Annotated in this window: 16 protein-coding genes and 7 pseudogenes; 17 read left to right on the plus strand and 6 right to left on the minus strand. The window is 33.9% G+C overall.

Annotated features, from left to right (window positions below; genetic code table 11):
- Positions 1–46: 46 nt before the first annotated feature.
- The 5 genes from JCM7501_RS00075 (at position 47) to JCM7501_RS00095 (ending at position 5,669) form a co-directional block, all read left to right on the plus strand.
- Entirely contained in the window at positions 47–1,546 is a 1,500-nt protein-coding gene (locus JCM7501_RS00075) for a sugar ABC transporter ATP-binding protein (protein ID WP_028991339.1), read from the plus strand.
- Positions 1,530–2,510, plus strand: coding sequence for an ABC transporter permease (locus JCM7501_RS00080; RefSeq protein ID WP_028991340.1), 981 nt, complete (start codon positions 1,530–1,532; stop codon positions 2,508–2,510). The genes JCM7501_RS00075 and JCM7501_RS00080 overlap by 17 nt, the downstream gene beginning before the upstream one ends.
- Before the next feature lie 43 nt (positions 2,511–2,553).
- A complete protein-coding gene (locus JCM7501_RS00085) occupies positions 2,554–3,468 on the plus strand; it encodes a sugar phosphate isomerase/epimerase family protein (RefSeq protein WP_028991341.1) in 915 nt (304 codons plus the stop codon).
- Between the two features lie 79 nt (positions 3,469–3,547).
- Positions 3,548–4,486, plus strand: a complete 939-nt coding sequence (locus JCM7501_RS00090; protein ID WP_028991342.1) for an ROK family protein — start codon at positions 3,548–3,550, stop codon at positions 4,484–4,486.
- Positions 4,487–4,511: 25 nt separating this feature from the next.
- Complete coding sequence (locus JCM7501_RS00095; RefSeq protein WP_028991343.1) at positions 4,512–5,669, plus strand: Gfo/Idh/MocA family protein; 1,158 nt, start codon at positions 4,512–4,514, stop codon at positions 5,667–5,669.
- A gap of 60 nt (positions 5,670–5,729) precedes the next feature.
- On the opposite strand, the gene JCM7501_RS00100 is transcribed toward JCM7501_RS00095, so the two are convergent.
- The 3 genes from JCM7501_RS00100 to JCM7501_RS00110 all read right to left on the minus strand — a co-directional run bounded on the left by JCM7501_RS00100 (position 5,730) and on the right by JCM7501_RS00110 (position 7,124).
- Positions 5,730–6,056, minus strand: coding sequence for an NAD(P)/FAD-dependent oxidoreductase (locus JCM7501_RS00100; RefSeq protein ID WP_245599024.1), 327 nt, complete (start codon positions 6,054–6,056; stop codon positions 5,730–5,732).
- Between the two features lie 99 nt (positions 6,057–6,155).
- On the minus strand, positions 6,156–6,503 hold the full coding sequence (locus JCM7501_RS00105) for a nucleotidyltransferase domain-containing protein (protein WP_028991345.1): 348 nt from the start codon (positions 6,501–6,503) through the stop codon (positions 6,156–6,158).
- Between the two features lie 48 nt (positions 6,504–6,551).
- Complete coding sequence (locus JCM7501_RS00110) at positions 6,552–7,124, minus strand: Uma2 family endonuclease (RefSeq protein ID WP_028991346.1); 573 nt, start codon at positions 7,122–7,124, stop codon at positions 6,552–6,554.
- 339 nt (positions 7,125–7,463) lie between these two features.
- Between JCM7501_RS00110 and hisZ the strand changes: the two are divergent.
- The 11 genes and pseudogenes from hisZ to hisIE all read left to right on the plus strand — a co-directional run bounded on the left by hisZ (position 7,464) and on the right by hisIE (position 17,181).
- Positions 7,464–8,605 (plus strand): annotated as a pseudogene (gene hisZ, locus JCM7501_RS00115) (ATP phosphoribosyltransferase regulatory subunit).
- Between the two features lies 1 nt (position 8,606).
- The gene (gene hisG / locus JCM7501_RS00120; protein ID WP_028991348.1) at positions 8,607–9,272 is read left to right on the plus strand and encodes an ATP phosphoribosyltransferase; all 666 of its coding nucleotides are present in this window, start codon (positions 8,607–8,609) and stop codon (positions 9,270–9,272) included.
- A 25-nt stretch (positions 9,273–9,297) separates the two neighbouring features.
- Positions 9,298–9,887: pseudogene (locus JCM7501_RS12425) on the plus strand (IS607 family transposase).
- A pseudogene (locus tag JCM7501_RS00125) lies at positions 9,868–11,303 on the plus strand (IS200/IS605 family accessory protein TnpB-related protein). The pseudogenes JCM7501_RS12425 and JCM7501_RS00125 overlap by 20 nt, the downstream one beginning before the upstream one ends.
- Before the next feature lie 146 nt (positions 11,304–11,449).
- Positions 11,450–12,731 (plus strand): annotated as a pseudogene (gene hisD / locus JCM7501_RS00130) (histidinol dehydrogenase).
- A gap of 1 nt (position 12,732) precedes the next feature.
- Positions 12,733–13,786 (plus strand): annotated as a pseudogene (gene hisC, locus JCM7501_RS00135) (histidinol-phosphate transaminase).
- Positions 13,783–14,367 carry an imidazoleglycerol-phosphate dehydratase HisB gene (hisB, locus tag JCM7501_RS00140; protein WP_028991349.1) on the plus strand — a complete coding sequence of 195 codons (585 nt, stop codon included), beginning with the start codon at positions 13,783–13,785 and terminating at the stop codon, positions 14,365–14,367. Before hisC ends, hisB begins: the two are co-directional and overlap by 4 nt.
- A gap of 61 nt (positions 14,368–14,428) precedes the next feature.
- Positions 14,429–15,040, plus strand: a complete 612-nt coding sequence (gene hisH / locus JCM7501_RS00145) for an imidazole glycerol phosphate synthase subunit HisH (RefSeq protein ID WP_028991350.1) — start codon at positions 14,429–14,431, stop codon at positions 15,038–15,040.
- Positions 15,031–15,738: a 1-(5-phosphoribosyl)-5-[(5-phosphoribosylamino)methylideneamino]imidazole-4-carboxamide isomerase gene (gene hisA / locus JCM7501_RS00150; protein WP_028991351.1), complete on the plus strand. Its 708-nt coding sequence runs from the start codon at positions 15,031–15,033 to the stop codon at positions 15,736–15,738. Before hisH ends, hisA begins: the two co-directional genes overlap by 10 nt.
- A pseudogene (gene hisF / locus JCM7501_RS00155) lies at positions 15,739–16,499 on the plus strand (imidazole glycerol phosphate synthase subunit HisF). It abuts the gene before it with no gap.
- A 22-nt stretch (positions 16,500–16,521) separates the two neighbouring features.
- Positions 16,522–17,181, plus strand: coding sequence for a bifunctional phosphoribosyl-AMP cyclohydrolase/phosphoribosyl-ATP diphosphatase HisIE (gene hisIE, locus JCM7501_RS00160; protein WP_028991353.1), 660 nt, complete (start codon positions 16,522–16,524; stop codon positions 17,179–17,181).
- Positions 17,182–17,212: 31 nt separating this feature from the next.
- Here hisIE and JCM7501_RS00165 read toward each other — a convergent pair whose 3' ends face one another.
- The 3 genes from JCM7501_RS00165 to JCM7501_RS00175 all read right to left on the minus strand — a co-directional run bounded on the left by JCM7501_RS00165 (position 17,213) and on the right by JCM7501_RS00175 (position 20,777).
- Entirely contained in the window at positions 17,213–18,454 is a 1,242-nt protein-coding gene (locus tag JCM7501_RS00165) for a serine hydroxymethyltransferase (RefSeq protein WP_013150711.1), read from the minus strand.
- A 298-nt stretch (positions 18,455–18,752) separates the two neighbouring features.
- Positions 18,753–19,688 carry a dipeptidase gene (locus JCM7501_RS00170; protein ID WP_028991354.1) on the minus strand — a complete coding sequence of 312 codons (936 nt, stop codon included), beginning with the start codon at positions 19,686–19,688 and terminating at the stop codon, positions 18,753–18,755.
- 162 nt (positions 19,689–19,850) lie between these two features.
- The gene (locus JCM7501_RS00175) at positions 19,851–20,777 is read right to left on the minus strand and encodes a Na/Pi cotransporter family protein (protein WP_028991355.1); all 927 of its coding nucleotides are present in this window, start codon (positions 20,775–20,777) and stop codon (positions 19,851–19,853) included.
- A 127-nt stretch (positions 20,778–20,904) separates the two neighbouring features.
- Here JCM7501_RS00175 and JCM7501_RS00180 point away from each other — a divergent pair.
- A pseudogene (locus JCM7501_RS00180) lies at positions 20,905–23,234 on the plus strand (sugar phosphate nucleotidyltransferase).
- Positions 23,235–23,246: the final 12 nt, after the last annotated feature.

The following is a 23,246-nucleotide window of genomic DNA, read 5'->3' on the forward strand; positions in this document are numbered from 1 at the left end:
GGGGGCTGAAAAATCCTTATTATAGATTTATTCGAGGTGTAGAGAAATGAATGAACAGTATATACTCGAATTAGAGGGTATTCATAAATCTTTTAATGGAGTTAAAGTACTTGAAAATGTGAATTTTAAAGTAAAAGCGGGTGAAGTTCATGCCTTGGTGGGAGGCAATGGAGCAGGAAAGTCAACACTTATGAAAATTTTAACAGGAGTTTATAAGTGTGATAAAGGTGTTATAAAAATAAATGGAAAAGTGGTAAAAATTGAAGATCCTAATGATGCAAAAAAATACGGAATACGCATGATTTTCCAAGAATTAAGTTTGGTTCCTACTTTAACAGTGGCTGAGAATATTTTTCTTACGAATGAACCAATTACAAAAGGATTTGCAATTAATAAGAGAATTATTCAAGAAAAAACAAGCAGACTTTTGAAGGAATTTGATATAGATGTAGACCCAAATGCACGCGTAAGCTCATTAGGAGTGGGATATTGTCAACTTATTGAAATAGCAAAGTCTTTAGCTACAGAGGCAAATATTCTAATAATGGATGAACCCACAGCATCTTTATCTGAGGCAGAGACAAATATTCTTTTTAATTTTATAAAAAAGTTAAAAGAAAAAGGCGTATCAATTATATATATATCACACAGAATGAATGAAATCTTTGAAGTAGCTGATAGGATAACAATTTTAAGAGATGGGAAAAATGTTATAACTACTGAAATTGAGAAGATAAATATTCAACAAATTATTGAGTATATGATAGGGTCGAAAGTTGAAAAGATTTTTGAATGGCAAGAAAGAGATCAGATGATAGAAAATGACTATATTTTAGAGGTAAAAGAACTTACTATTAATTCTCGAATAAAAAACGTCAGTTTTAAATTGAAGAAAGGGGAAATTTTAGGTATTGCGGGTTTAATGGGAAGTGGACGAACAGAAATTCTAGAAGCAATATTTGGAATAAGAGAAAAAATAAAAGGTGAGATTTTAATAGAAGGAAAAAGAACTGAGATAAAAAGTGTTAAAGATGCAATTTCAGCAGGAATAGCATTGGTCCCGGAAAACAGACGAGAACAAGGACTTGTTCTGATGCACTCGGTAAAAGAAAATATTATATTGCCAAATTTGCAGAGATTACTACATGTTTTTGCAATAAATACTAAGAAAGTTAAGATGCTAGTAGAAACAAGTATTAAAGAATTTTCCATAAAAACTGATAGTATAAATAAACCTGTAAGATTTCTTTCAGGTGGTAACCAGCAAAAAGTAGTTATTGCTAAATGGTTAAAGACAAATCCGAAAGTATTGCTACTTGATGAACCTACAGCTGGAGTAGATGTAGGTGCTAAAGGTGAAATTGTTAACATAATTCGGGAATTTGCTAATAGTGGTAAAGGGGTGATTGTTGTTTCGTCCGAATTAGCAGAGTTGCTTGCTGTATGTGATAGAATATTGATATTAAGTAAAGGTAGGATAATAAAGGAATATTTACGAAAAGATATTGAATCTGAGGAGGTCTTACAACATGCCATCCAGCAATAATACTAGCAAAATAAGATATTGGAATATAAAAAATATCGAATGGCGAAAATATATAGTCTATATTGCGTTTGTAATAGTATTTTTATTCTTTGCCATTACTCTTCATGACCAAGGTTTTACGAGTATTTCAAATATATTGAATATTACTCGACAGACTGCAATGATTTCTATCATGGCAGTAGCTATGACTTTTGTGATAGGTGCAGCTCAAATTGACTTGTCGGTTGGTTCTATTACTGCTCTTACTTCTTTAGTTACAGCGTTAATATTAGCTAACAATGGTGGAATCATCGTGGCAGTATTGGGAGGTTTAGCGACGGGAGCAATAATAGGTGCTATTAATGGCTTTTTTATAACCAAGATTAATATTCCTGCTTTTTTAGTAACTTTAGGAACAATGGGAATTACAAAAGGTTTGGCGATGTGGATTACAGATACTGCGGCAGTACCAATTTCTAATAACACTTATAATTTCATTTTTGGATTAGGAGATATTTATGGCTTCCCTATACTTTTTATATGGACATTAATTATCTTGATAATAGGACATTTTGTTTTGATTTATACCCCCTTTGGCAAATATACGTTAGCGACAGGTGGTAAGGAAGAAGCTGCAAAATATACAGGAGTAAATACCCAAAAAATAAAATTTACGGTAATGATGCTTTCGGGTATTATGGCAAGTTTTGCGGGATTATTGTATGCAGGTAGAATGCAAGCAGGAAGATATAGCTATGGCGAGGGGGATGAATTATCAGTTATTGCAGCTGTAATTTTAGGTGGTACAAGTCTCTCGGGTGGTACAGGATCAGTCATAGGTTCGGTTTTTGGTTCGCTGATGATGGGAATGATCAATAACGGCCTTATTATTGCGGGGCTGAGTGTAAGTCAGCAAATGATCGTGAGAGGAGTTATTATAATTTTGGCAGTAGCTTTGGGAAGCAAAATAAATACAAAAAATTAAAGCATTTCAAAATTTTAATAATAAAAGAGGAGGAATTCATAGAATGAAACTTGGTTTTGTAAGTGCAATATTGGAGGAATTAAGTTTTGAGGAAGTTATAGATTTTGCTTCACAAAATGAGTTTTCATGTGTGGAGATTATGTGTTGGCCCAAAGGAGAAGCTGAGAGACGATATGCAGGAGTGACTCATATAGATGTTTCTGATATTGATGAGGGAAAAGTAAATTATATTAAGAATTACCTCAATAAAGCAGGTATAGAAATTTCAGCATTAGGATATTATCCTAATCCTTTAGATCCCGATCCGGAAAAGCGTGAATTTTATATAGAACACATAAAGAAAGGAATAAAAGCGGCAAATAAACTTGGCATAAAGAATTTCAATACTTTTATTGGAAGAGATCAAACTAAAAATGTTGACGAAAACTTAAAAATGTTTGTAGAGGTATGGAAACCAATAATCAAATTCGCTGAAGAACACAACGTGAGAATTTTAATTGAAAATTGTCCTATGCTTTTTACAAATGACGAATGGCCTGGTGGGAAAAATTTAGCAACCACTCCTGCTATATGGCGAAGAATGTTTGAACTTATTCCAAGTGAGAATTTTGGGTTAAATTACGATCCTTCACATTTTGTATGGCAACAAATGGATTATATAAAGCCATTATATGAGTTTAAAGATAAAATACATCATATACATTTTAAAGACACGAAAATTTTCAAAAATAAATTAGATGAAGTTGGAATCCTTGCGACACCTCTCGAATATCAATCACCAAAAATTCCGGGCCTTGGCGATATAGATTGGAAAAAATTTATATCAGCGCTTTATGACATAAGATATGAAGGTCCTGCTTGCATAGAAGTGGAGGATAAAGCTTTTGAAGATTCTTTAGAGCATAAAAAACGTGCATTAATAATGAGTAAGAATTATCTAAAACAATTCATTGTATGAGTTTACAAAACTTGCATTTCATGAGGTTAAATTTTCGTAGAAAATATAACTAACAAAAATAATAAAGGTGATGAGAAGAATGAGAATTGGCGTTGACCTTGGAGGCACTAACATAGCTGTTGGATTGGTGGATGAAGAGGGGCAAATTTTGGCTACAGATAGCAGACCGACAAAACCAGAAAGAGGTTATGAGGCGATTGCCAAAGACATAGCGGATATAGCTCTTGAACTTATTAAGAGGAGTAATCTAAGTGTAAATGATATTAAGTCAATGGGAATAGGAGTCCCGGGTGTAGCAGATAGCGAAAAAGGCATAGTAATACGAGCGGTGAATCTCTTTTGGACAAAAGTTCCTCTTGCGAAGGAAATAAGAAAATATATTGATTTGCCAATATACATGGATAACGATGCAAATGTGGCGGCTCTGGCAGAAGCGGTATTTGGAGCAGGAAAAGGTTCCAAGTCATCTGTCACTATTACTTTGGGAACAGGAGTTGGTTCTGGTTTTATTCTTGACGGAAAAATATACAATGGTGCCCATCATTTTGCTCCTGAGCTTGGACACATAGTGATAGGAGACAATGGTATAAGATGTAATTGTGGCAAAATTGGGTGTTTAGAGACATATGCTTCAGCTACTGCTTTAATAAGAAAAGGTAAAAAGGCAGTAAAAAAAGACCCCAACTCCCTCATTTTAAAATTGGCAAATGGGGATATAGAAAGCATAACAGCTAAAAATGTAATTGATGCTGCAAAGCAGTATGATGAACAAGCGATGAGGATTTTCAATGATTATGTCAAATACCTGGCTGTTGGAATTGTCAATGTCATAAACATGTTTGACCCTGAAGTGATAATATTGGGTGGCGGTGTTGCAAACGCAGGAGATTTTCTCATAAAACCCCTCAAAAAAGAAGTGGCACAGAATATTTTATTCAAGGACTTACCGTATGCTGACATCAGAAAAGCAGAGCTTGGAAATGATGCGGGAATAATTGGTGCAGCTATATTAGATTAAATTAGGGTAGAGGAGGAGATGTAAAATGAGAAAAATAAAGGTTGGAATAATAGGTACGGGTTTTATAGGACCTGCGCATATTGAGGCTTTAAGAAGATTAGGGTTTGTAGAAGTAGTAGCAATTGCAGATGTTAATCAAGAGGTAGCAAAACAAAAAGCAGAATTATTAAATGTAGAAAAGTATTATGGTGATTACAAAGAATTATTGAAAGATCCAGAAATAGAATCGGTTCATGTGTGTACTCCTAATTACCTCCATTATAAAATTGCTAAAGATGCTTTATTGGCAAACAAACATGTAATATGCGAAAAGCCTTTAGCTATGAATTCTTCTGAAGCTGACGAACTTATTAGAATTGCAAAAGAGAAAAAACTTGTGAATGCGGTACATTTTAATTTAAGATTTTATCCTTTAATGCATCATGCAAAAAAAATGATAGAAGAAGGTGAATTAGGGCAGATTTTTGCAGTAAATGGTTCATATCAGCAAGATTGGCTTTTTTATGATACAGATTTTAACTGGAGACTTTTGCCTGAATTTAGTGGAGATTCTAGGGCGGTTGCAGACATAGGTTCCCATTGGTTGGATCTAATCGAATTTGTTACAGGAATTAAAGTAAATGAAGTGTGTGCGGATTTTGCAACATTTTATCCTATAAGGAAAAAACCACTAAAACCTGTTGAAACCTATGCAGGGAAATTGTTAAGTCCAGAGGATTATGAAGAAGTAAAGATTGAGACTGAAGATTATGCTACAGTGCTGTTAAAATTTAATAATGGAGCACATGGATCAATGACTGTAAATCAGGTTGCAGCAGGCCGAAAAAATAGATTATATTTTGAGATTTATGGTTCTAAAAAGTCTATAAGTTGGGATTCAGAGAGACCTAATGAACTTTGGATTGGAAGAAGAGATGGGACTAATGAAATTTTAATGAAGGACCCTTCGTTATTAAATCCTTATGCTAGAGAAATAACTAGTTTCCCTGGAGGACATAATGAAGGTTTTCCTGATACTTCTAAACAGATGTTTAAAAAAGTTTACGAATATATACTTCAGGATGGTCATCTTAAAGGAGAAACTCCTGATTTTCCAACTTTTGAAGATGGACGTCGCGAATTATTCTTATGTGAACAAATAGTAAAGTCTGCAAAAGAAAATAAGTGGGTTGTAATTGAGTAAAATCAAGTGGGAGGGAGGCGAATCATCCCTCCTACTTGATAAAATTTTTAAAATTACAAATTATACATTATACGCTATGCGAAAACCTTCGTAAATGGCATCTATAAATTTTCTAGGCTTGACACAATCTCCAATAGTATAAACAGGTATATTTTCTTCTTCGATGGACTTCAATAAATCATTTTTGGGTTTAGAACCAACTGCCATTACGATTGTATCTATACCAGTTATTTCTTGAGTTCCACTTTTACTTTCTATAATAACTTTATCACCTGATATTTCTCGAACTTTGCTCTTCGTCAATACGGTTATTTTTTTCTCAGCCATTCTATTTAATAAGAGAACTCTAGTCAATGCTCCAACATCCAATGCTATATCATCCAACATTTCCACTACAGCTACTTCTTTATCATATGTAAATCAGTTTTTAACAGTTCTTTTGCTGCCATCAAATCGTCATTAGCATAATCTAGCCACTGACTATATTTATGAACTTCTGTCATACAATATGACCCCCTTCTTGAGTACCTCTTCGGTATAAAATAGGTCTCTATTCTTCTTAAACAACTCTTCTTCTTCTGGTGTATATACTAAAAAATCAACTCCTACTCTAGGATGGGTAAGTCTCATTAAATATAAAGTTCTATCAGCAAATCTTAAATCCGTATTCATTATCACGACTAAGTCAATATCGCTCCATTCCTTAGCAGTACCATTAGCCATTGACCCGAAAAGTATTATCCTCTCTGGATTGCACTTTTCAATAATAATATTCGTTATCCTTTTTAGTTCATCTTCTAAAGAATACTTTAATAATTCAGTAGCTTCTATCATAAAAAACACCTCTTTTTGTCAATAAAAAGGTTTGTAATCAGTTTCTATTCATATTAGTACTGTTTTTAAATCAATTACAAGATCTTCAAAAATAGAAACTTTAACTTTATCATCTTGTGTATATATGTCGGGTCGTCCATATCTTTCATTATTTTGTAAAATAAACACACTTAGGATTTTGTTTTCTGGTTCTACTATCCAATATTCTTTTACACCATACTTTTCATACAAGTTAAACTTGTGGAGTTTATCTTTCTGTGCTGTTGAAGTCGAAATAATTTCGATTATCAAATCAGGAGCTCCCGTACATCCCTTTTCATCAAGCTTGGATTCATCACACACAACAACTATATCAGGCTGAACTACAGACTTTATATTTTCTTCGTCCTTCTCATTTCCGTCAGGAAACCTTACATCAAAAGGTGCCATATATACTTCACACGATTTATCTTTGAGATAATCAAAAAATTGGTAAAAAAGCTGTCCCAAGATCCTTTGATGAGTTCTTGAAGGGGAAGTCATCAAGTAAATTTGGCCATCAATCAGTTCTATTCTTTCATTTTCTGGCCACGCTATATAATCTGCATAAGTATATATTTTATTTTCTTTTGGCAACGGCATATTTAACACCTTCTTTCAAATTAGATTAAAAGCTTATATTCCTCTTATGTAAATTGCCAAAAATCCACACCTTTTTCATCTAACAGTAAATACATTATTCACATTTAACTCCTTTTATATTTAATTATACCACAAACAACCTTGAGTTTTCTTCAAATAATGTAAAATTTCACTTTTTTGATTTTGCGTGTGGATTTACAATGTGAGCAGGATAATAATCAGTACGTTTCTGCCTATTTGTCTGTGCTTGACATACATTGAAAATTAGGATACAATAAAAGAAATACAGTTTATTACTTTATCACGTTACAAAGACAGAGTAAATTGTGGGGTGTTTTAATGATATATTTGCCTGATGGTGTACAAGATTTTTTGCCAGAGGAATATAAGTTTAAGCGCAAAATAGAAGAAAAGTTTAGAGAGATTTTTATAAGATTTGGCTATCAAGAGATAATGCTCCTACTTTTGAATATAGCGATAATTTTTCTGTTTTGTTTGATGAAAACAATTTGTACAGATTTTTCGACAAAAAGGGAAATATATTAGCTTTAAGGCCAGATGTAACTACTCAAATAGCGAGAATTGTTTCTACGAAGTTAAAAGGTAGTTTCCCACTTAAGTTATGCTATGTCGCTAATGTCTATCGCTATGATGACCCTCAGGTAGGAAAAATGAGAGAGTTTACTCAGGCAGGAATTGAACTTATAGGTACAAATCATGAAGAATCTGATGCGGAGATAATAGCAGTTGCGATAGAGGCTTTAAAAAGTGTTGGAATAGAGGACTTTAAAGTGGACGTGGGACAGGTTGAATTTTTTAAAAGACTAGTGGAAGATTTAGAACTACAAAATGAAGAAATAAACCTTTTGAGAGAGTTTTTGCAACAGAAAAATCAATCTTCGATAGAAGAATTCATAAAAGACAAAGGAATTAGGGGCAAAAAAGCAGAGTTTTTAAGTGAACTTCCTCTTTTGTTTGGCGGCGAAGAAGTGCTTAAAAGAGCAAAAGAGCTTTACGATACTCCTAAACTGGGTGAAACGATAGATTACCTTGAAAGGGTATATAAAATATTAAAAGATTTTGGTATGGAAGAGTATATAAGTTTTGACTTAGGAATGGTGCAAAATCTTAATTATTATACTGGTATCATATTCAGGTGTTTTGTTAAAGGGATTGGTTATGCTATATGTACCGGAGGAAGGTATGATGGCCTTTTAGGGATTTTCGGAGAGCACATTCCAGCGACAGGTTTTGCTATAAGTGTGGAAAGGTCAATGCTGGCACTTCAAAAACAGAAAAAAGATATTGTTGATAAATCCTGGAGAGTCTTAATAAAATACAAGGAAAACTTAAGAAGTAATGCTTACAAGAAAGCCACTTTGTTAAGAGATGAGGGAAAAATTGTAGAGATGTATAGCTATGAAAAAGCGAAGCATGTTGATGAAAATAGCTTTGACGAAATTATAGATATGGGGGAATAACATGGAAATCTTGATTGCACTGCCAAAAGGCAGAATGGCGGATAGTGCTATAACTTTGTTTGAAAAGGCAGGAATTGCTGAGAATATTTTAAAAGATATTTCTCGAAAGCTTGTTGTTAATGACCATAAAAATTTAATGAAGTTTATGTTGGTAAAGCCAATGGATGTGCCAACATATGTGGAACACGGGGCAGCTGATTTGGGGATTTGTGGAAAAGACATTCTCTTAGAGCAAAAAAAAGATTGCTATGAAGTTTTAGATTTAAAATTTGGTTTTTGTAAAATGGTGGTTGCGGGGCCTAAAGAGGCAAAGGACAGTTTTCTTACTAATAAAAGAGTTGCAACAAAGTTTCCCAATATTGCAGAAGAATTTTTCAGACAAAAGGGAGAAAATGTAGAAATAATTAAGCTGAATGGTTCTGTGGAGCTTGCTCCTATCGTGGGGTTGTCAGAGGTAATTGTAGACATTGTAGAAACAGGCAATACTTTGAGAGAAAATGGTCTTATAGTCATTGAAGAAATTTTTTCTTCCAGTGCGAGATTGATAGTGAATAAAGCCAGTCTTAAAACAAAAAGCCAGAGAATAAAAGAGATAATTATAAAATTAAAAGAGGTTGTGGAAACTTTTAAGGAGGTCAAAACAGCTGAAATTAGTAGTAAAAAATGATATAATTTTAATTGGGTGATAATAAATGTTACTAACTATAAAAAAAGTTAAAGAGCTATATGATATAAGCAGGATTACTCTAATAAACTGGGAAAAGTAAGGATTAATAACCCCAGTTAGGACACCGAAGGGGAGAAGAAGGTACAAAAAAGAAGATATAGAGAAGTTATTAGGCATGCTGGGAGAAAAACCAAAACCCAAAGTAGTTTTATATGCAAGAGTATCCACAAAGAAACAAGAAGAATATCTTAAGAATCAAATTAGAAGGCTTGAAGAATACGCTAATTCCCAAGGATGGCAGTATGAAGTCATACATGAGATAGCAAGTGGAGTAAATGAAAACAGGAGAGGGCTATTAAAACTTTTAAATAAAATCAAAAGAGGAGAAGTTGAAAAAGTTGTAATAGAATATCCAGACAGACTTGCGAGATTTGGATTTGAATATCTCAGATTTTTTATGGAAAGCTTTGGGGTGGAGCTTATAGTTTTAAATGGGAAAGAAAAGGAAGAAGATGCAAATAAAGAGCTAGCAGAAGACTTAAGAGCAATAGTAACATCTTTCGCGGCAAGAACGGACAAAGGGGCGGCAAAAAGCATGATAGTGATACAGGCTAAACTCATTTTTCTAAATCAAGAAGACAAACAAATAGTATTAAACTTAATGAGAAGATGGTCATCCTGCATGAGATTTGCATACAAAAGGCTTCTAGAAGGTTATGATAGAAAAACATTAAAAAGAGACCTTCAGGGGATGTTTGACTTAAACTCAAGGTATGTAGATGATGCAATAATGAAAGCAAAAAGCACATTAGAATCTGCTAGAGAATTAGGGAATAACCCAAAGAAGGTTATTTTTGGTGGGAAAAAGCTATTTAAAAAGCTCCAAAAGCACCATATAAATGGGAAAGAGTATCAAAAATTAAAAATAAAATGGCAGGAGAAAAGAAAAGGAAATCTGTATTCAAGAGGAGATAAAAGCAAAAAAGGAAATCTCAACACAAGGATAGAACTAAAAGAAAATGGCACTTTCTTAAGGATAAATGTAGGAGAAAGAAAATATGTCTATGCCAGAATACAAGCAGGATATAAAAAGAATAAAAGAAGAGAAGAACTCCTTCAGGAAATTGCCAAAGCAGACATACCCTACTCTGTAGAATTAAAACTTAAAAATGGCAGTATATACGCCTATTTTGCTATTGAAGAAGAATATCCGGAAGTAAAAATAACAAAAGAAAAAGGAGTCATAGGAATAGACATAAACGCATATCCAGACAACATATCATGGGTAGAAGTAGATGAAAAAGGTAATCTAATAGGCTATGGGAATATACCAATGCCAGAGCTTGCAACTGGAAATAAAGACAAAAAAGAATATTTCAGATGGCAGTATGCTCATGAGATAGTAAAAATAGCGAAAGAAAAAAGAAAAGCAATAGTAATTGAAGAGTTAGACATAAAAGAAAAAGGAAAAAGAGGAGATTTTTCAGGGAGAAAATCAAGGAGAATAAGGCATAGTTTTAGCTATAAATCACTTCTTTCAAAAATAAAAACACTAGCAAAAAGGGAAGAGATAGAAGTAATAGAAATCAATCCTTCTTACACATCAATAATAGGCATGTTAAAATATTCACCGCAGTACATGATAACAAAAGATGTAGCAGCAGCCTAGGTAATAGCAAGAAGAGGGTTGGGGCTTCAAGAAAAGATACCAGACAATTATATAAAGTTTCTCAATACATTAACTGTAAATGAATTAGAAGAATTAAAAGAGCATGTAAAGAAAACAATCAGGAACAAGCATATAAAGAAAAAGCACATAAGGGAAATAAATAAAGCAATAGAATTTTTACAAAGCCTTGAGAGTGAGCCAGGAAGGGTGCTAGAACCTCTGGATGGAACAAGTTTTAGTGCCTATAATTTCTGGCAAGTTCTCAAGGTAGCGGTGGTAACGCCACTCTCCCTGAGAAGATATCAAGAGACTTCTCTGCCCTGAAGGAATTACTAATTCAGGGCAAGTGGGGAGATCCGTAAGGGCGCAAGTTCCTGCTTCTTGGGGTAGGGGCTATGGCTTTCCCAAATACCGCCTGCTGGGGCTGGGAAAGCCTGAAAGGCGGACTACAAATACTCCAGCTATCTAAACTGTGCACTTTTGTACAGTTTAGGTAACCAGGTTTAAAATGATTGAGATATTTGATTTTCGAAAGGGAATTGACAATGGCATTTTGCAAAAGCTTCACAACAGAAGTAAATTAGAGAATAAAGAAATAGCAAAAAAAGTGGAAGAAATAATTTCAAACGTAGGAGAGAGAAAAGACCAGGCTTTGTTTGAGTATACTTACATGTTTGACGGAATAAATCTTGACAAAAGTACTGTAAAAGTTACGAAAGAGGAAATAAAAAATGCTTATAAAGAAGTAGGAGAGGAATTTTTAAAAGCGATTGACAAAGCTATCAAAAACATAACAGAATTTCATGAAAAGCAAAAACAGTCTACATGGATGGATTTTAAAGAAGGTATAGTTTATGGGCAGATAATAAGACCTCTTTCTCAAGTTGGAATTTATGTGCCGGGGGGAACCGCTTCTTATCCTTCTTCAGTTTTGATGAATGGAATACCTGCAAAGGTGGCTGGTGTAGAGAAAATAGTGATGGTTTCTCCGGCTGGTAAGAAGGGAATAAACTTATGTGTTAGTGGCTGCAGATAGGATAGGAATAGAGGATATATATAAAGTTGGCGGTGCACAGGCTATTGCAGCCTTGGCCTTTGGTACAGAGTCAATACCTAAGGTGGATAAAATAGTTGGCCCGGGAAATATTTTTGTCGCAATGGCTAAAAGAGCTCTTTATGGATATGTAGATATTGATATGGTGGCAGGGCCCAGTGAAGTTTTGGTAATAGCTGACGAAACTGCTAATCCTAAATATGTGGCGGCGGACCTGCTGTCACAGGCGGAACACGATGTAATGGCATCTTCAATACTTGTAACCACATCTTTGGAGGTTGCGCAACAAGTAAAAATAGAAATTGAAAGGCAAATGGAATATCTTGAAAGGAAAGAAATAATTGAAAAGTCTTTAAAAAATTTTGGCGCGATAATTGTTGTAAATAATTTAAAAGAAGCAATTGGTATTGCAAACGACATAGCTCCGGAGCATTTAGAGCTTAACATTTCCAATGCCTTTGAAATAATTGGTGAAATCAAGAATGCAGGAGCAGTCTTTGTGGGAGAATATTCTCCAGAACCCTTAGGGGACTACCTTGCTGGCCCTAACCATGTGCTTCCTACCAGTGGAACAGCAAGGTTTTTCTCACCTCTTTCTGTGACGGACTTTATCAAAAAGATGAATATTCTCTATTATTCTAAGGATTCTTTAGAAGAGGTAAAAAAGGATGTAATCACTTTTGCAAATTCAGAAGGGCTTACCGCTCATGCTAATTCTATAAAAGTGAGGTTTTAAAATGATTGAGAATTTGGTGAGAGAAGAAATTAAAGGATTCAAAAATTATGAAGTCCATAGTGTACCTTATAAATATAAAATGGACGCAAACGAAACACCTTTTGAACTTCCTGAAGAAGTAATAAAAAATATTCAAGAGATTGTAAAATCTTCTCAAGTAAATATCTATCCTGACCCTACTGCAGAAAAGTTAAAAGAAGAATTGGCACGATATTGCAAAGTTGAGCTACAAACGTATTTGTGGGAAATGGCTCGGATGAGATAATCCACCTTATTATGCTGGCTTTCATAAACAAAGGCGATGTGGTAATATATCCTTATCCTTCTTTTGCGATGTACAGTGTATACAGCAAATTGCGGGAGCCGTTGAAATACCTGTAAAATTAAAGGAAGATTATACTTATGATGTGGGGAGTTTCACGGAAGTTATAGAAAAATATCAGCCTAAATTAGTGTTTTTGTGTAACCCTAATAACCCAACAGGAAGTGTTATAGAAAGAGAAGATATAATTAAAATAATACAAAAGAGCAATGGAATTGTAGTTGTTGACGAAGCTTATTTTGAGTTTTATGGTAATACAATTGTAGATGCTATAAATGAATTTGAAAACTTGATTGTTTTAAGGACCTTATCTAAGGCTTTTGGACTTGCCGGTTTGAGAGTGGGATATGCTGTGGCTAACGAGAATATTTTAAAGTATTTAAACCTTGTGAAGTCACCTTATAACATTAACTCTTTATCTCAGGTAATAGCTTTGAAGGTTTTAAGGACTGGTGTTTTAAAAGAAAGAGTTAACTTTATTTTAAAAGAAAGAGAGCGTCTAATAAAAGAATTAACTAAAATTCCTGGCATTAAAGTTTATCCCTCAAAAACGAATTTTATATTGGTAAAATTTAAAGATGCAGATTATGTGTACAAAGGACTTTTAGAACGAGGAATTTTGGTGAGGAATTTTTCAAAGGTAGAAGGGCTTGAAGGAGCTTTAAGGATAACAGTGAGTAGTTGCGAGGCTAATGATTATTTAATAAATGGATTAAAGGAGTTATTGCTATGAGGAAGGCGGAAGTTAAAAGAAAAACTAAAGAGACGGATATATACGTTGAACTTAATATTGACGGAAAAGGAAATTATGACATAGCTACAGGAATAGGTTTTTTTGACCACATGCTTTCTTTATTTGCTAAGCATGGACTTTTTGATTTAAAGGTAGTGGCAAAGGGAGATCTAGAGGTAGATGCTCATCATACTGTTGAAGACGTAGGCATTGTATTGGGCAATACTTTTTTAAAAGCTTCTGGAGATAAAAAATCTATTAAGAGGTTTAGTACTTTTTATGTACCCATGGACGAAGTCTTAGTGAGAGTTTCTGTAGACATAAGTGGAAGGCCTTTTTTATACTGTGATTTGCCTTTAAAAGCTGAAAGAGTTGGAAATTTTGAAACGGAAAATGTGGAGGAATTTTTGAGAGCCTTTGCTTACAACTTTGGCATTACACTGCATGTGGAGCTTTTGCATGGCAGTAACAGTCATCACATTATAGAGGCAACTTTTAAAGCACTAGGGAGGGCTCTTGATGAAGCGCTAAAGATAGATGAAAGGGTAGAAGGGATACCTTCTACTAAAGGGATTTTATAAAGATACAGTTTAAGCGAGATTGCATATACTTTACACGTAATTTAAGTGAGGCGGTGAAAAATTGATAGGGATTATTGACTATGGAATGGGAAATTTAAGAAGTGTAGAAAAAGCATTTAAATACGTAGGCTATGAGGCAAAAATTATAAAAGATGTAGAGTTGGTAAAAGAAGCTCATGCATTAGTTCTTCCTGGAGTGGGAGCTTTTCCTGATGCGATGGATACTCTCATTAAAACAGGCATGTTTGAAGAGATAAAAAGACAAATCGACAAAGGTAAGTTGTTTCTGGGGATATGTTTAGGGATGCAGCTTTTATTTGAAAAGGGTTTTGAGATAGAAGAAACTGAGGGCTTTAAGATTTTTAAAGGGCAAGTAATAGAACTTCCAAAGCATAATAAAATTCCTCACATGGGATGGAATAGTCTTGAAATAAAAAGAGAAACTCCACTTCTTAAAGGAGTAGAGAATGGAGATTATGCGTATTTTGTCCATTCTTATTATATAGCCAACAATGAAGAGAAATATGTGTATGCAGTGACTGATTATGGTGTTCAGATTCCTGCAGTTATAATTAAAGACAATGTTTTTTCTTGTCAATTCCATCCTGAGAAGAGCGGAAAAGTGGGACTTAAAATTTTAAAAAATTTTGGAGAGATGGCAAAATGGTTTTAATACCTGCGATTGATATTATGGAAGGAAAATGTGTAAGGCTTACAAAAGGAGATTTTAATACCAAAGAGGTTTATTATGAAAATCCCGTTGACGTAGCTAAAATGTGGGAGGAATTAGGAGCAAAGAGAATTCATGTGGTAGATTTAGATGGTGCAAAACAAGGTCATTTGGTAAATGGTAATGTCATTGAACAAATTACAAAAAACTGTAAAGCCGAGATAGAAGTAGGGGGAGGAATAAGGAATAGAGAAACTATCGATTATCTTTTTTCTGTGGGTGTTAAGTATGTAATTTTAGGTTCGGCGGCAATATATGACAAAGACCTTCTTCTTTATTCCCTTTCCAATTACGGAGAAAGAACGATAGTGGGTATAGATTCAAAGAATGGAGAAGTTGCCGTAAGTGGATGGCTTGAAAAGACTAAAATAAAAGATATGGAGTTAGCTAAAAAAATGAAAGAAATAGGAGTAAAAACGATAATTTTCACTGATATTTCTAAAGATGGAACTCTTAATGGACCAAATCTTAAAGCTTTAGAAAATATTTTAAAAACAGGTGTTCAAGTGATAGCATCAGGGGGAATATCCTCAATGAAGGATTTAAAAAAGCTTAAAGAGATGGGAGCATATGGTGCGATAATTGGAAAAGCCTTATATATTGGAAAAATAAACTTTAAAAGTGCTTTGGAGGTAATATAAATGCTTGCAAAAAGAATAATTCCTTGTTTAGATGTGAAAGACGGCAGGGTAGTTAAAGGAGTTAACTTTTTAAATTTAAAAGATGCGGGAGACCCTGTCCAGATAGCATCAGAGTACAATGAATTAGGAGCAGATGAGCTTGTATTCTTGGACATTACTGCTTCTTATGAAAAACGAAAAATAATGATAGAAGTTGTAAAAAGGACTTCTGAAAAAGTATTTATTCCTTTAACTGTTGGTGGTGGAATTTCAGACCTTGACGATATAAGGGACATTCTAAGAGCAGGGCTGATAAGGTTTCAATAAATACCCAAGCTGTGAAACAACCAACCCTTATTCGTCAGGCCGCTGTGCGTTTTGGAAGCCAATGTGTGGTCGTGGCAATTGATGCCAAGAGGCGAAGTGATGGCTCAGGATTTGATGTGTATATAAACGGCGGAAGGGTAAACACAGGGCTTGATGCTGTTGAGTGGGCTAAAAAAGTAGAGTCTTTAGGAGCAGGAGAAATACTTCTTACAAGTATGGACAGAGACGGTACTAAAGATGGGTATGATATAGAGCTTACAAGGAGGATAAGCGAGGCTGTAAATATTCCTGTTATAGCTTCTGGAGGTGCAGGAAAGAAAGAGCATTTTAAAGAGGTTTTTACTGAAGGCAAAGCTGATGCTGCGTTAGCGGCTTCTGTGTTTCATTACAGGGAGTTGGAAATAAAAGAAGTTAAAAAATATTTAAAAGAAGAGGGTATACCGGTGAGAATTTAAATTTATCGAAAGGATGTAGAGAATGATTGATATAGAGAAATTAAAATTTGATGAAAAAGGACTTATTCCTGCGATTGTGCAAGACTACAACACAAAACAAGTATTAATGTTGGCTTATATGAATGAGGAAAGTTTAAAATTAAGCTTGGAAAAGGGAGAAACTTATTTTTTCAGCAGAAGTAGGAAGGAAATTTGGCATAAAGGGGAAACTTCAGGTAATACCCAAAAGATAAAAAACATATTTTATGACTGCGATGGGGATGCTTTGCTAATAGAGGTGGAGCCAAAAGGGCCGGCATGCCATACAGGGAATGTAAGCTGTTTTTATAGGAGCTTTTTAGGTGAAGTTAAAAATTATGACATGGAAATACTTAAAAAGCTATATGAACGGGTAAAAGATAGAAAGACAAACCCGGTAGAAGGGTCTTATACTAATTATTTGTTTGAAAAAGGCATAGATAAGATTTTAAAGAAAATTGGCGAAGAAACTACGGAAGTAGTGATAGCTTCCAAAAATGACTCCAGAGAAGAGATAGTGTATGAGGTTTCAGATTTACTTTATCATTTAATAGTTTTGTTAGTTGACAAAGGGATAAAGCTTGAGGATGTATACGGTGAGCTTGGCAGAAGGTATTATAAGCCAAAGGAATTTAAAGAAGAACATAAAGAGAAAAAGAAATAGGGAAAGTCGGTAAAAGACTTTCCCTATTTCTTTATATGAGGTCCTCATAAAGAGGGTATTTTTTGAGAAGATTTGCTACTCTCTCTTTTGCTTTTTCTTTATAGTTTTCATCCCTTATTACATTGACTATAATGTCCGCTATTTCTACCATATCTTCAGGTTTCATTCCCCTTGTTGTGACAGCTGGAGTTCCCAGTCTCACACCAGAAGTGACATTTGGCCCTAATGGGTCAAAGGGTATAGCATTTTTGTTGCAAGTTATGTTTACTTCATCTAATCTTGTTTCTAACTCTTTGCCTGTTATTCCTGTGTTTCTTAAATCCAACAACATCAAGTGATTATCAGTTCCACCCGACACTAAGTTTATTCCTCTTTCCATTAAAGCATTTGCTAAGGCTTTTGCATTTTCTACAATTCTTTTTTGATATTCTTTAAATTCATCGGTGAGAGCTTCTTTAAAACAAACGGCTTTCGCTGCTATTATATGCATTAAAGGGCCACCTTGTGTTCCCGGAAAGAGTGCTTTGTCTATTGCTTTTGCGTATTCTTCTTTGCAAAGAATAGCTCCCCCTCTTGGGCCTCTTAAAGTCTTATGGGTGGTAGTTGTAACGACATCTGCATAAGGAACAGGATTGGGGTGAAGACCTGCTGCTACAAGACCTGCTATGTGAGCCATGTCTACCATTAGGTAAGCTCCAACGCTGTCCGCAATTTCTCTAAATCTTTTAAAATCGATTATCCTTGGGTAAGCGCTAGCACCGGCAACAATCAATTTGGGTTTGTGCTTTTTTGCAAGTCTTTCTACTTCATCATAGTCTATATATCCTGTATCTTCTCTTACTCCGTAATATATAAAATTATAGATTTGGCCTGAAAAATTGACTTTACTTCCATGAGTGAGGTGCCCTCCATGGGCTAAATCCATTCCCAGCACAGTATCTCCTGGTTTTATAAGAGCAAAATAGGCAGCCATGTTTGCCTGTGCTCCTGAATGAGGTTGTACATTTGCGTGTTCAGCACCAAAAAGTTTTTTGAGTCTTTCTCTTGCCAATTCTTCAGCCACATCCACATATTCGCAACCACCGTAATACCTTTTAGCTGGATATCCTTCTGCGTATTTATTGGTAAGTGGCGACCCCATTGCTTCCATTACAGCTTTACTTACAAAATTTTCAGAAGCTATAAGCTCTATTTTATTTCTTTGCCTTGCAAGTTCCTTTTCAATTACCTCTGCAATTTCTGGATCAGTTTTTCTTATTATTTCAATATCCATGACTTTACCCCCTATGTTTCATTTATACTTCTATTATAAATTTTTTGTATACTATATTCAATAACAAATCATTCTTCATAGTTTAGCTTAGTAAAAATTTAATACAAATTTTAAAATTAACGATATTTTAATTTTAAAATTTGGTTATAAATAATAGGATAAGCTCTCTTATCAAAAAAATTTTTTATAAGGTCTTGATTTTTTTGAAAAAGGACTGTATAATGTATACTTGGTCAAAACAATGACTCCCCCTTTAACATATGCAAGCCCTTGGAGTATTCCAGGGCTCTTTTTGTTTTTATATTAGAATTTTTTTGATAAGATTTTCAAAATTTTTGTGAGTAATTTTAGCAATCTGTTCTTGGGTGTATCCTCTTTTTATTAGTCCTTCTAAAATTGCGGGGAAATAGGATATGTCCTTTAATCCTTCAGGGGTACTCTCAATTCCGTCAAAGTCAGAACCAAATCCTACATAATCTTCCCCTACTAATTCGCATATATAATCTATATGATTTAAAACATCTTCTAATGTAGCTTGACCTTCATCTCTTAAAAATTGTGGAGCAAAATTTATTCCAATTACACCACCTTTTTGAGCTATTGCTTTTATTTGCTCATCTGTTAAGTTTCTTCTGTGGGAGCATAGGGTTTTGGCATTAGAATGAGAAGCTATAATTGGTTTCTCACTAAGTTCTACTACATCCCAAAATCCTTTTTCATTAAGATGAGACACATCTACAATCATTCCTAGGCGATTCATTTCTTTTACAACTTCTCTGCCAAAAGAGGTAAGCCCTGCTTCTTTAACACCGTCTACTCCGTCTCCTAAATCGTTTCTTAAACTCCAAGTTAAAGTGAGAGCTCTTACCCCTAATTTGTAAAACATCCTAAGAAGAGAAGTTTCACCTTCTAAAGCTTCACCGCCTTCTATAGAAAGCAATGCTCCAATTTTTCCTTCTTCTTTTGCTTTCTCTATATCCTCTCCTTTTAATATTAATCTAAATTCTTCTATTTCTTCGATTATTTCATGCATTTTGTCAATCATCTTTAAAGCCATTGTAGCAGCATTTTTCCTCGTCTGTGTTGGGTCTACAAATACAGCAAAAACCTGTAGGTGAACTTTGCCTTCTTTCATCCTTTGTAAATCCACATGACCTTCTTTTGACCTTTCAGCGAAATCTATTTTTTTATCTACTAAACGATAAAGAGTATCACAGTGAAAATCTACAAACATATTCATCCTTCCCCCTTTTTATTTTTTCTTCATAGTATGATTTTATCACAACAAAATATTTGCCTCGATTCCTAAGCAAAAAAATAGAGGTTCCTAATCTTTTGTGCATTGTTACCACCTTGAAAATAACTTTATTAATAAGATTCCTATTAATTGAATTTTTTATTTATTTACTAGTTTGTCTATCAAAACAAAAAGTTGTTTAAGAAAAGGAACTATTAAAACTGCAGAAAAAAGATTAAAAAATGTGTGGGCGTTTGCTACCTGCCTTGAAGGATTATAAGGGGAAACGAATTTCAAAAACTCTGTGAAAAAATTTGTAAAAGGTAAAAAAAGTATAGTGCCCACTATGTTAAAAAAAATATTAAAGAGAGCTATTTTTTTCCCTTCTTTGTTAGTAGAAAAGCTCAAAATTATGGCTTCTGAACAAGTTCCAATATTTAAACCATATATTATTGGCAATGCTTGAGATAAGGTTATTAGTTGGGAGGATACCAAAACCTGCAGTGTTGCAATACCTACATTACTTGATTGGAGAATTAACGCCGTGATTATTCCCACAACAATTCCCCACAAAGGATTTGAAAAATTAGCGTTTATAAGATCAAAGTTAGAATTTTTTTTAAGAGGTATGGTAGCCAGCTCCATTGTTTTAAGTCCATAAAGCACCAATCCAAATCCAAGCAAGACTCTTCCTACAATTTTTAGTTTGTCTCCATAATTTTGGAAATGCAATAGAGAACCTATAAAAACTAAGTAAGGAGCTATTTTAAACAGATTAAAGGCGTAAAGTTGCACCGCAATAGTAGTTCCAATGTTAGAACCTATGATTATACCTGCTGCGCTTTTAAGATTTAAAAGTTCTGCTCCTGCCATTGTTATTGCTATTACAGCTACCATGCTACTGCTTTGAACAATTAAGGTTATAAAAAAACCTATTATTATTGATTTTAATAGGTTGCTTGCAAATTTATTAATAATTTGGGAAATTTTTTGTTGTGAGAAGGCCTTTAATCCTTTTGTTAAAGTAAATATTCCCCAAATAAAAACTCCTATTCCTGCTACAAAGTATATTAAAGACATTACCATTTTTACTCCCCCGCAAAGTCCCTTTCTTATTTCAATTTTATGTGGCTAATGTCGTAAAATGAATAATTTTTCATTAAATAAAAACACTAACAACTAGAGGCTAATAATATTTTTTAGGGGTGGTTGGATGAAAGGGATAATCATGGCGGGTGGAGAAGGAAGTAGGTTAAGGCCTTTAACAACCGATATACCTAAGCCTATGGTACCTGTTGCAAATAAACCTGCGATAAAACACATAGTGGAGCACTTACACAAATATGGGATTAAAGAATTAGCTGTTACTCTTTTTTACTTACCTCAAAAGATTAAAAAATATTTAGAAGAAGAATATGGTAATGAGATAAAATTTTATATAGAGGATAAACCGTTAGGTACTGCTGGAAGTGTCAAAAATGCTAAAGACTTTCTAAATGATACTTTTATTGTTATGAGTGGAGATGTAATTACTGATGTTAATATAAAAGAAGCTTATGAATTTCACAGAAAGAGAGGGGCAAAAGTTACTCTTATTTTGACAAGAGTAGATGTGCCGCTAGAATACGGTGTTGTGATTGTGGATGAGCAAGGCAAAATAAAAAAATTTTTAGAGAAACCTTCCTGGGGAGAAGTGTTTAGCGATACAGTAAATACGGGTATATACATAATCGAACCAGAGATATTGGAGTTTATACCTCAAGATAAGCCTTTTGATTTTAGTAAAGATTTATTTCCTATGTTATTGAAAAACGATATTCCTCTTTATGGTTATGTTACAGGAGGATATTGGTGTGACATTGGAAATACCAATCAATACATTACTAGTCATTTTGATATTTTAGAAGGAAGAGTAGATTTAGGATATAAAGATAAGTTATTGAAGGAGGGAAAAGTAATAGGTAAAAATGTTACAATTTCTCCTGAGGCTAAAGTAATTCCCCCTGTGATTGTAGGTGACAATACGATAATTGAGGCTAATGCTGTAGTAGGACCTAATGCAATAATTGGTAAAAATAACCATATAAAACAAGGGAGCAGTTTAAAAAATGCCGTATTATGGGATGAAATAATTATAGATAAAAATTGCGAATTAAGGGGTTGTGTAATTTGCAATAGGGTGAGAATTGGCAATAATGTCAGAATTTTTGAGAATAGTGTAATAGGAGAGGGCTGCAAAATAAAACCCTTTGCTGAAATAAAGCCAGAGGTAAAAATATGGCCCTATAAAATAATAGATGAGGAAGCTGTAATCGCCAAAGATATAGTGTGGGGAAATGGTAGGAAGCCTTTGACTTTTGGATATAGGGGAATTAAAGGGGTTTTTAATGAAGACATTACTTCTCAGATTGCAGTTGAAATTGGAGAGGTTTTTGGAAATATAATAAATAGCAGTGTGTTGGTAGGACACGATGGGGATGTTGTATCTCAATTTATAAGCGATTTAATAAGTTTCGGACTTGTATCTGGTGGTTGTGAGGTCTTAAAAGCCAATAATACTCTTTTACCCACTTTAAGATATGGAATTAAGAAAAATGAGTGTGGAGGAGGAATCTATGTAGAAGAAGAAGGAGGGAGTTTAAGGATTTTGTTTCTCGATAAAGATGGATGTGATATTGATAGAAATTTAGAAAAGAAAATAGAGAACAAGTTAAGAGTACATGATATTAATCGCGTGGATGGGAGAGATTTAAAACCTATAAGAGAAGTTGATATAAATAACGATTATATTAACTCTCTTTTTGAAAGAAAAACTGCTTATAAAAGTTTTAAAATTAAACCTTACGATGAAAAAACAAAACTGCTATTAGAAACAGTAGGTAAAAATGAGTTCTTAATAGTGCAAGAACCTTATGACATAGGGGTACTTTTTTATAAAAATGGGGAAAAAATTAAGCTCTATGATGAAAAAGGAAGGGAATTTGATGAGGATGAACTCAATTACTTAAGAATGTTAATCGCGAAAGAGCAAGGAGCCAAAAGTTTTGTGCTTCCTTTCGATAGTTCCAAATACTTGACAGAATTTGCAAAGGAATTTTCTATTGATACTGTAAGCAGTAAAATTTCTCATAAAGAAAGAATGAAAACAATAGTGTCGAAGGAAAGTGTAGAAAAAGACTTACAGATTAATTTGGAATTTGACGGTTTTAGTTTTTTACTAGACCTTTTAGAATATTTACAACATACTTCTAAAAAACTGTCCTCTATTAAAGACAGTTTTCCGTTAAGATATAGAATATCCAAGAGTATAAGATGCGATTGGAAAGATAAAGGGAAAATAATAAGAAGCTTTTTGAAAAAGCCGATGGAGGAGCGGAGTTTTTAGATGGCTTAAAATTTAATAAAGAAGATTCATGGGTGTTAGTAGTTCCAGATTATGAATTACCTGCTTGTAATATTTATATAGAAGCTCCTACAAAAGAAAGAGCTGAAGAGCTATTTTCACTGTATGAAAAAGAAATTAAAAGTATTGTACAAAAGTAAAATTTTGTTTAA

Source organism: Thermoanaerobacter thermocopriae JCM 7501, assembly GCF_001310975.1.
In the GTDB taxonomy this organism is placed as follows: Bacteria; Bacillota; Thermoanaerobacteria; order Thermoanaerobacterales; family Thermoanaerobacteraceae; genus Thermoanaerobacter; species Thermoanaerobacter thermocopriae.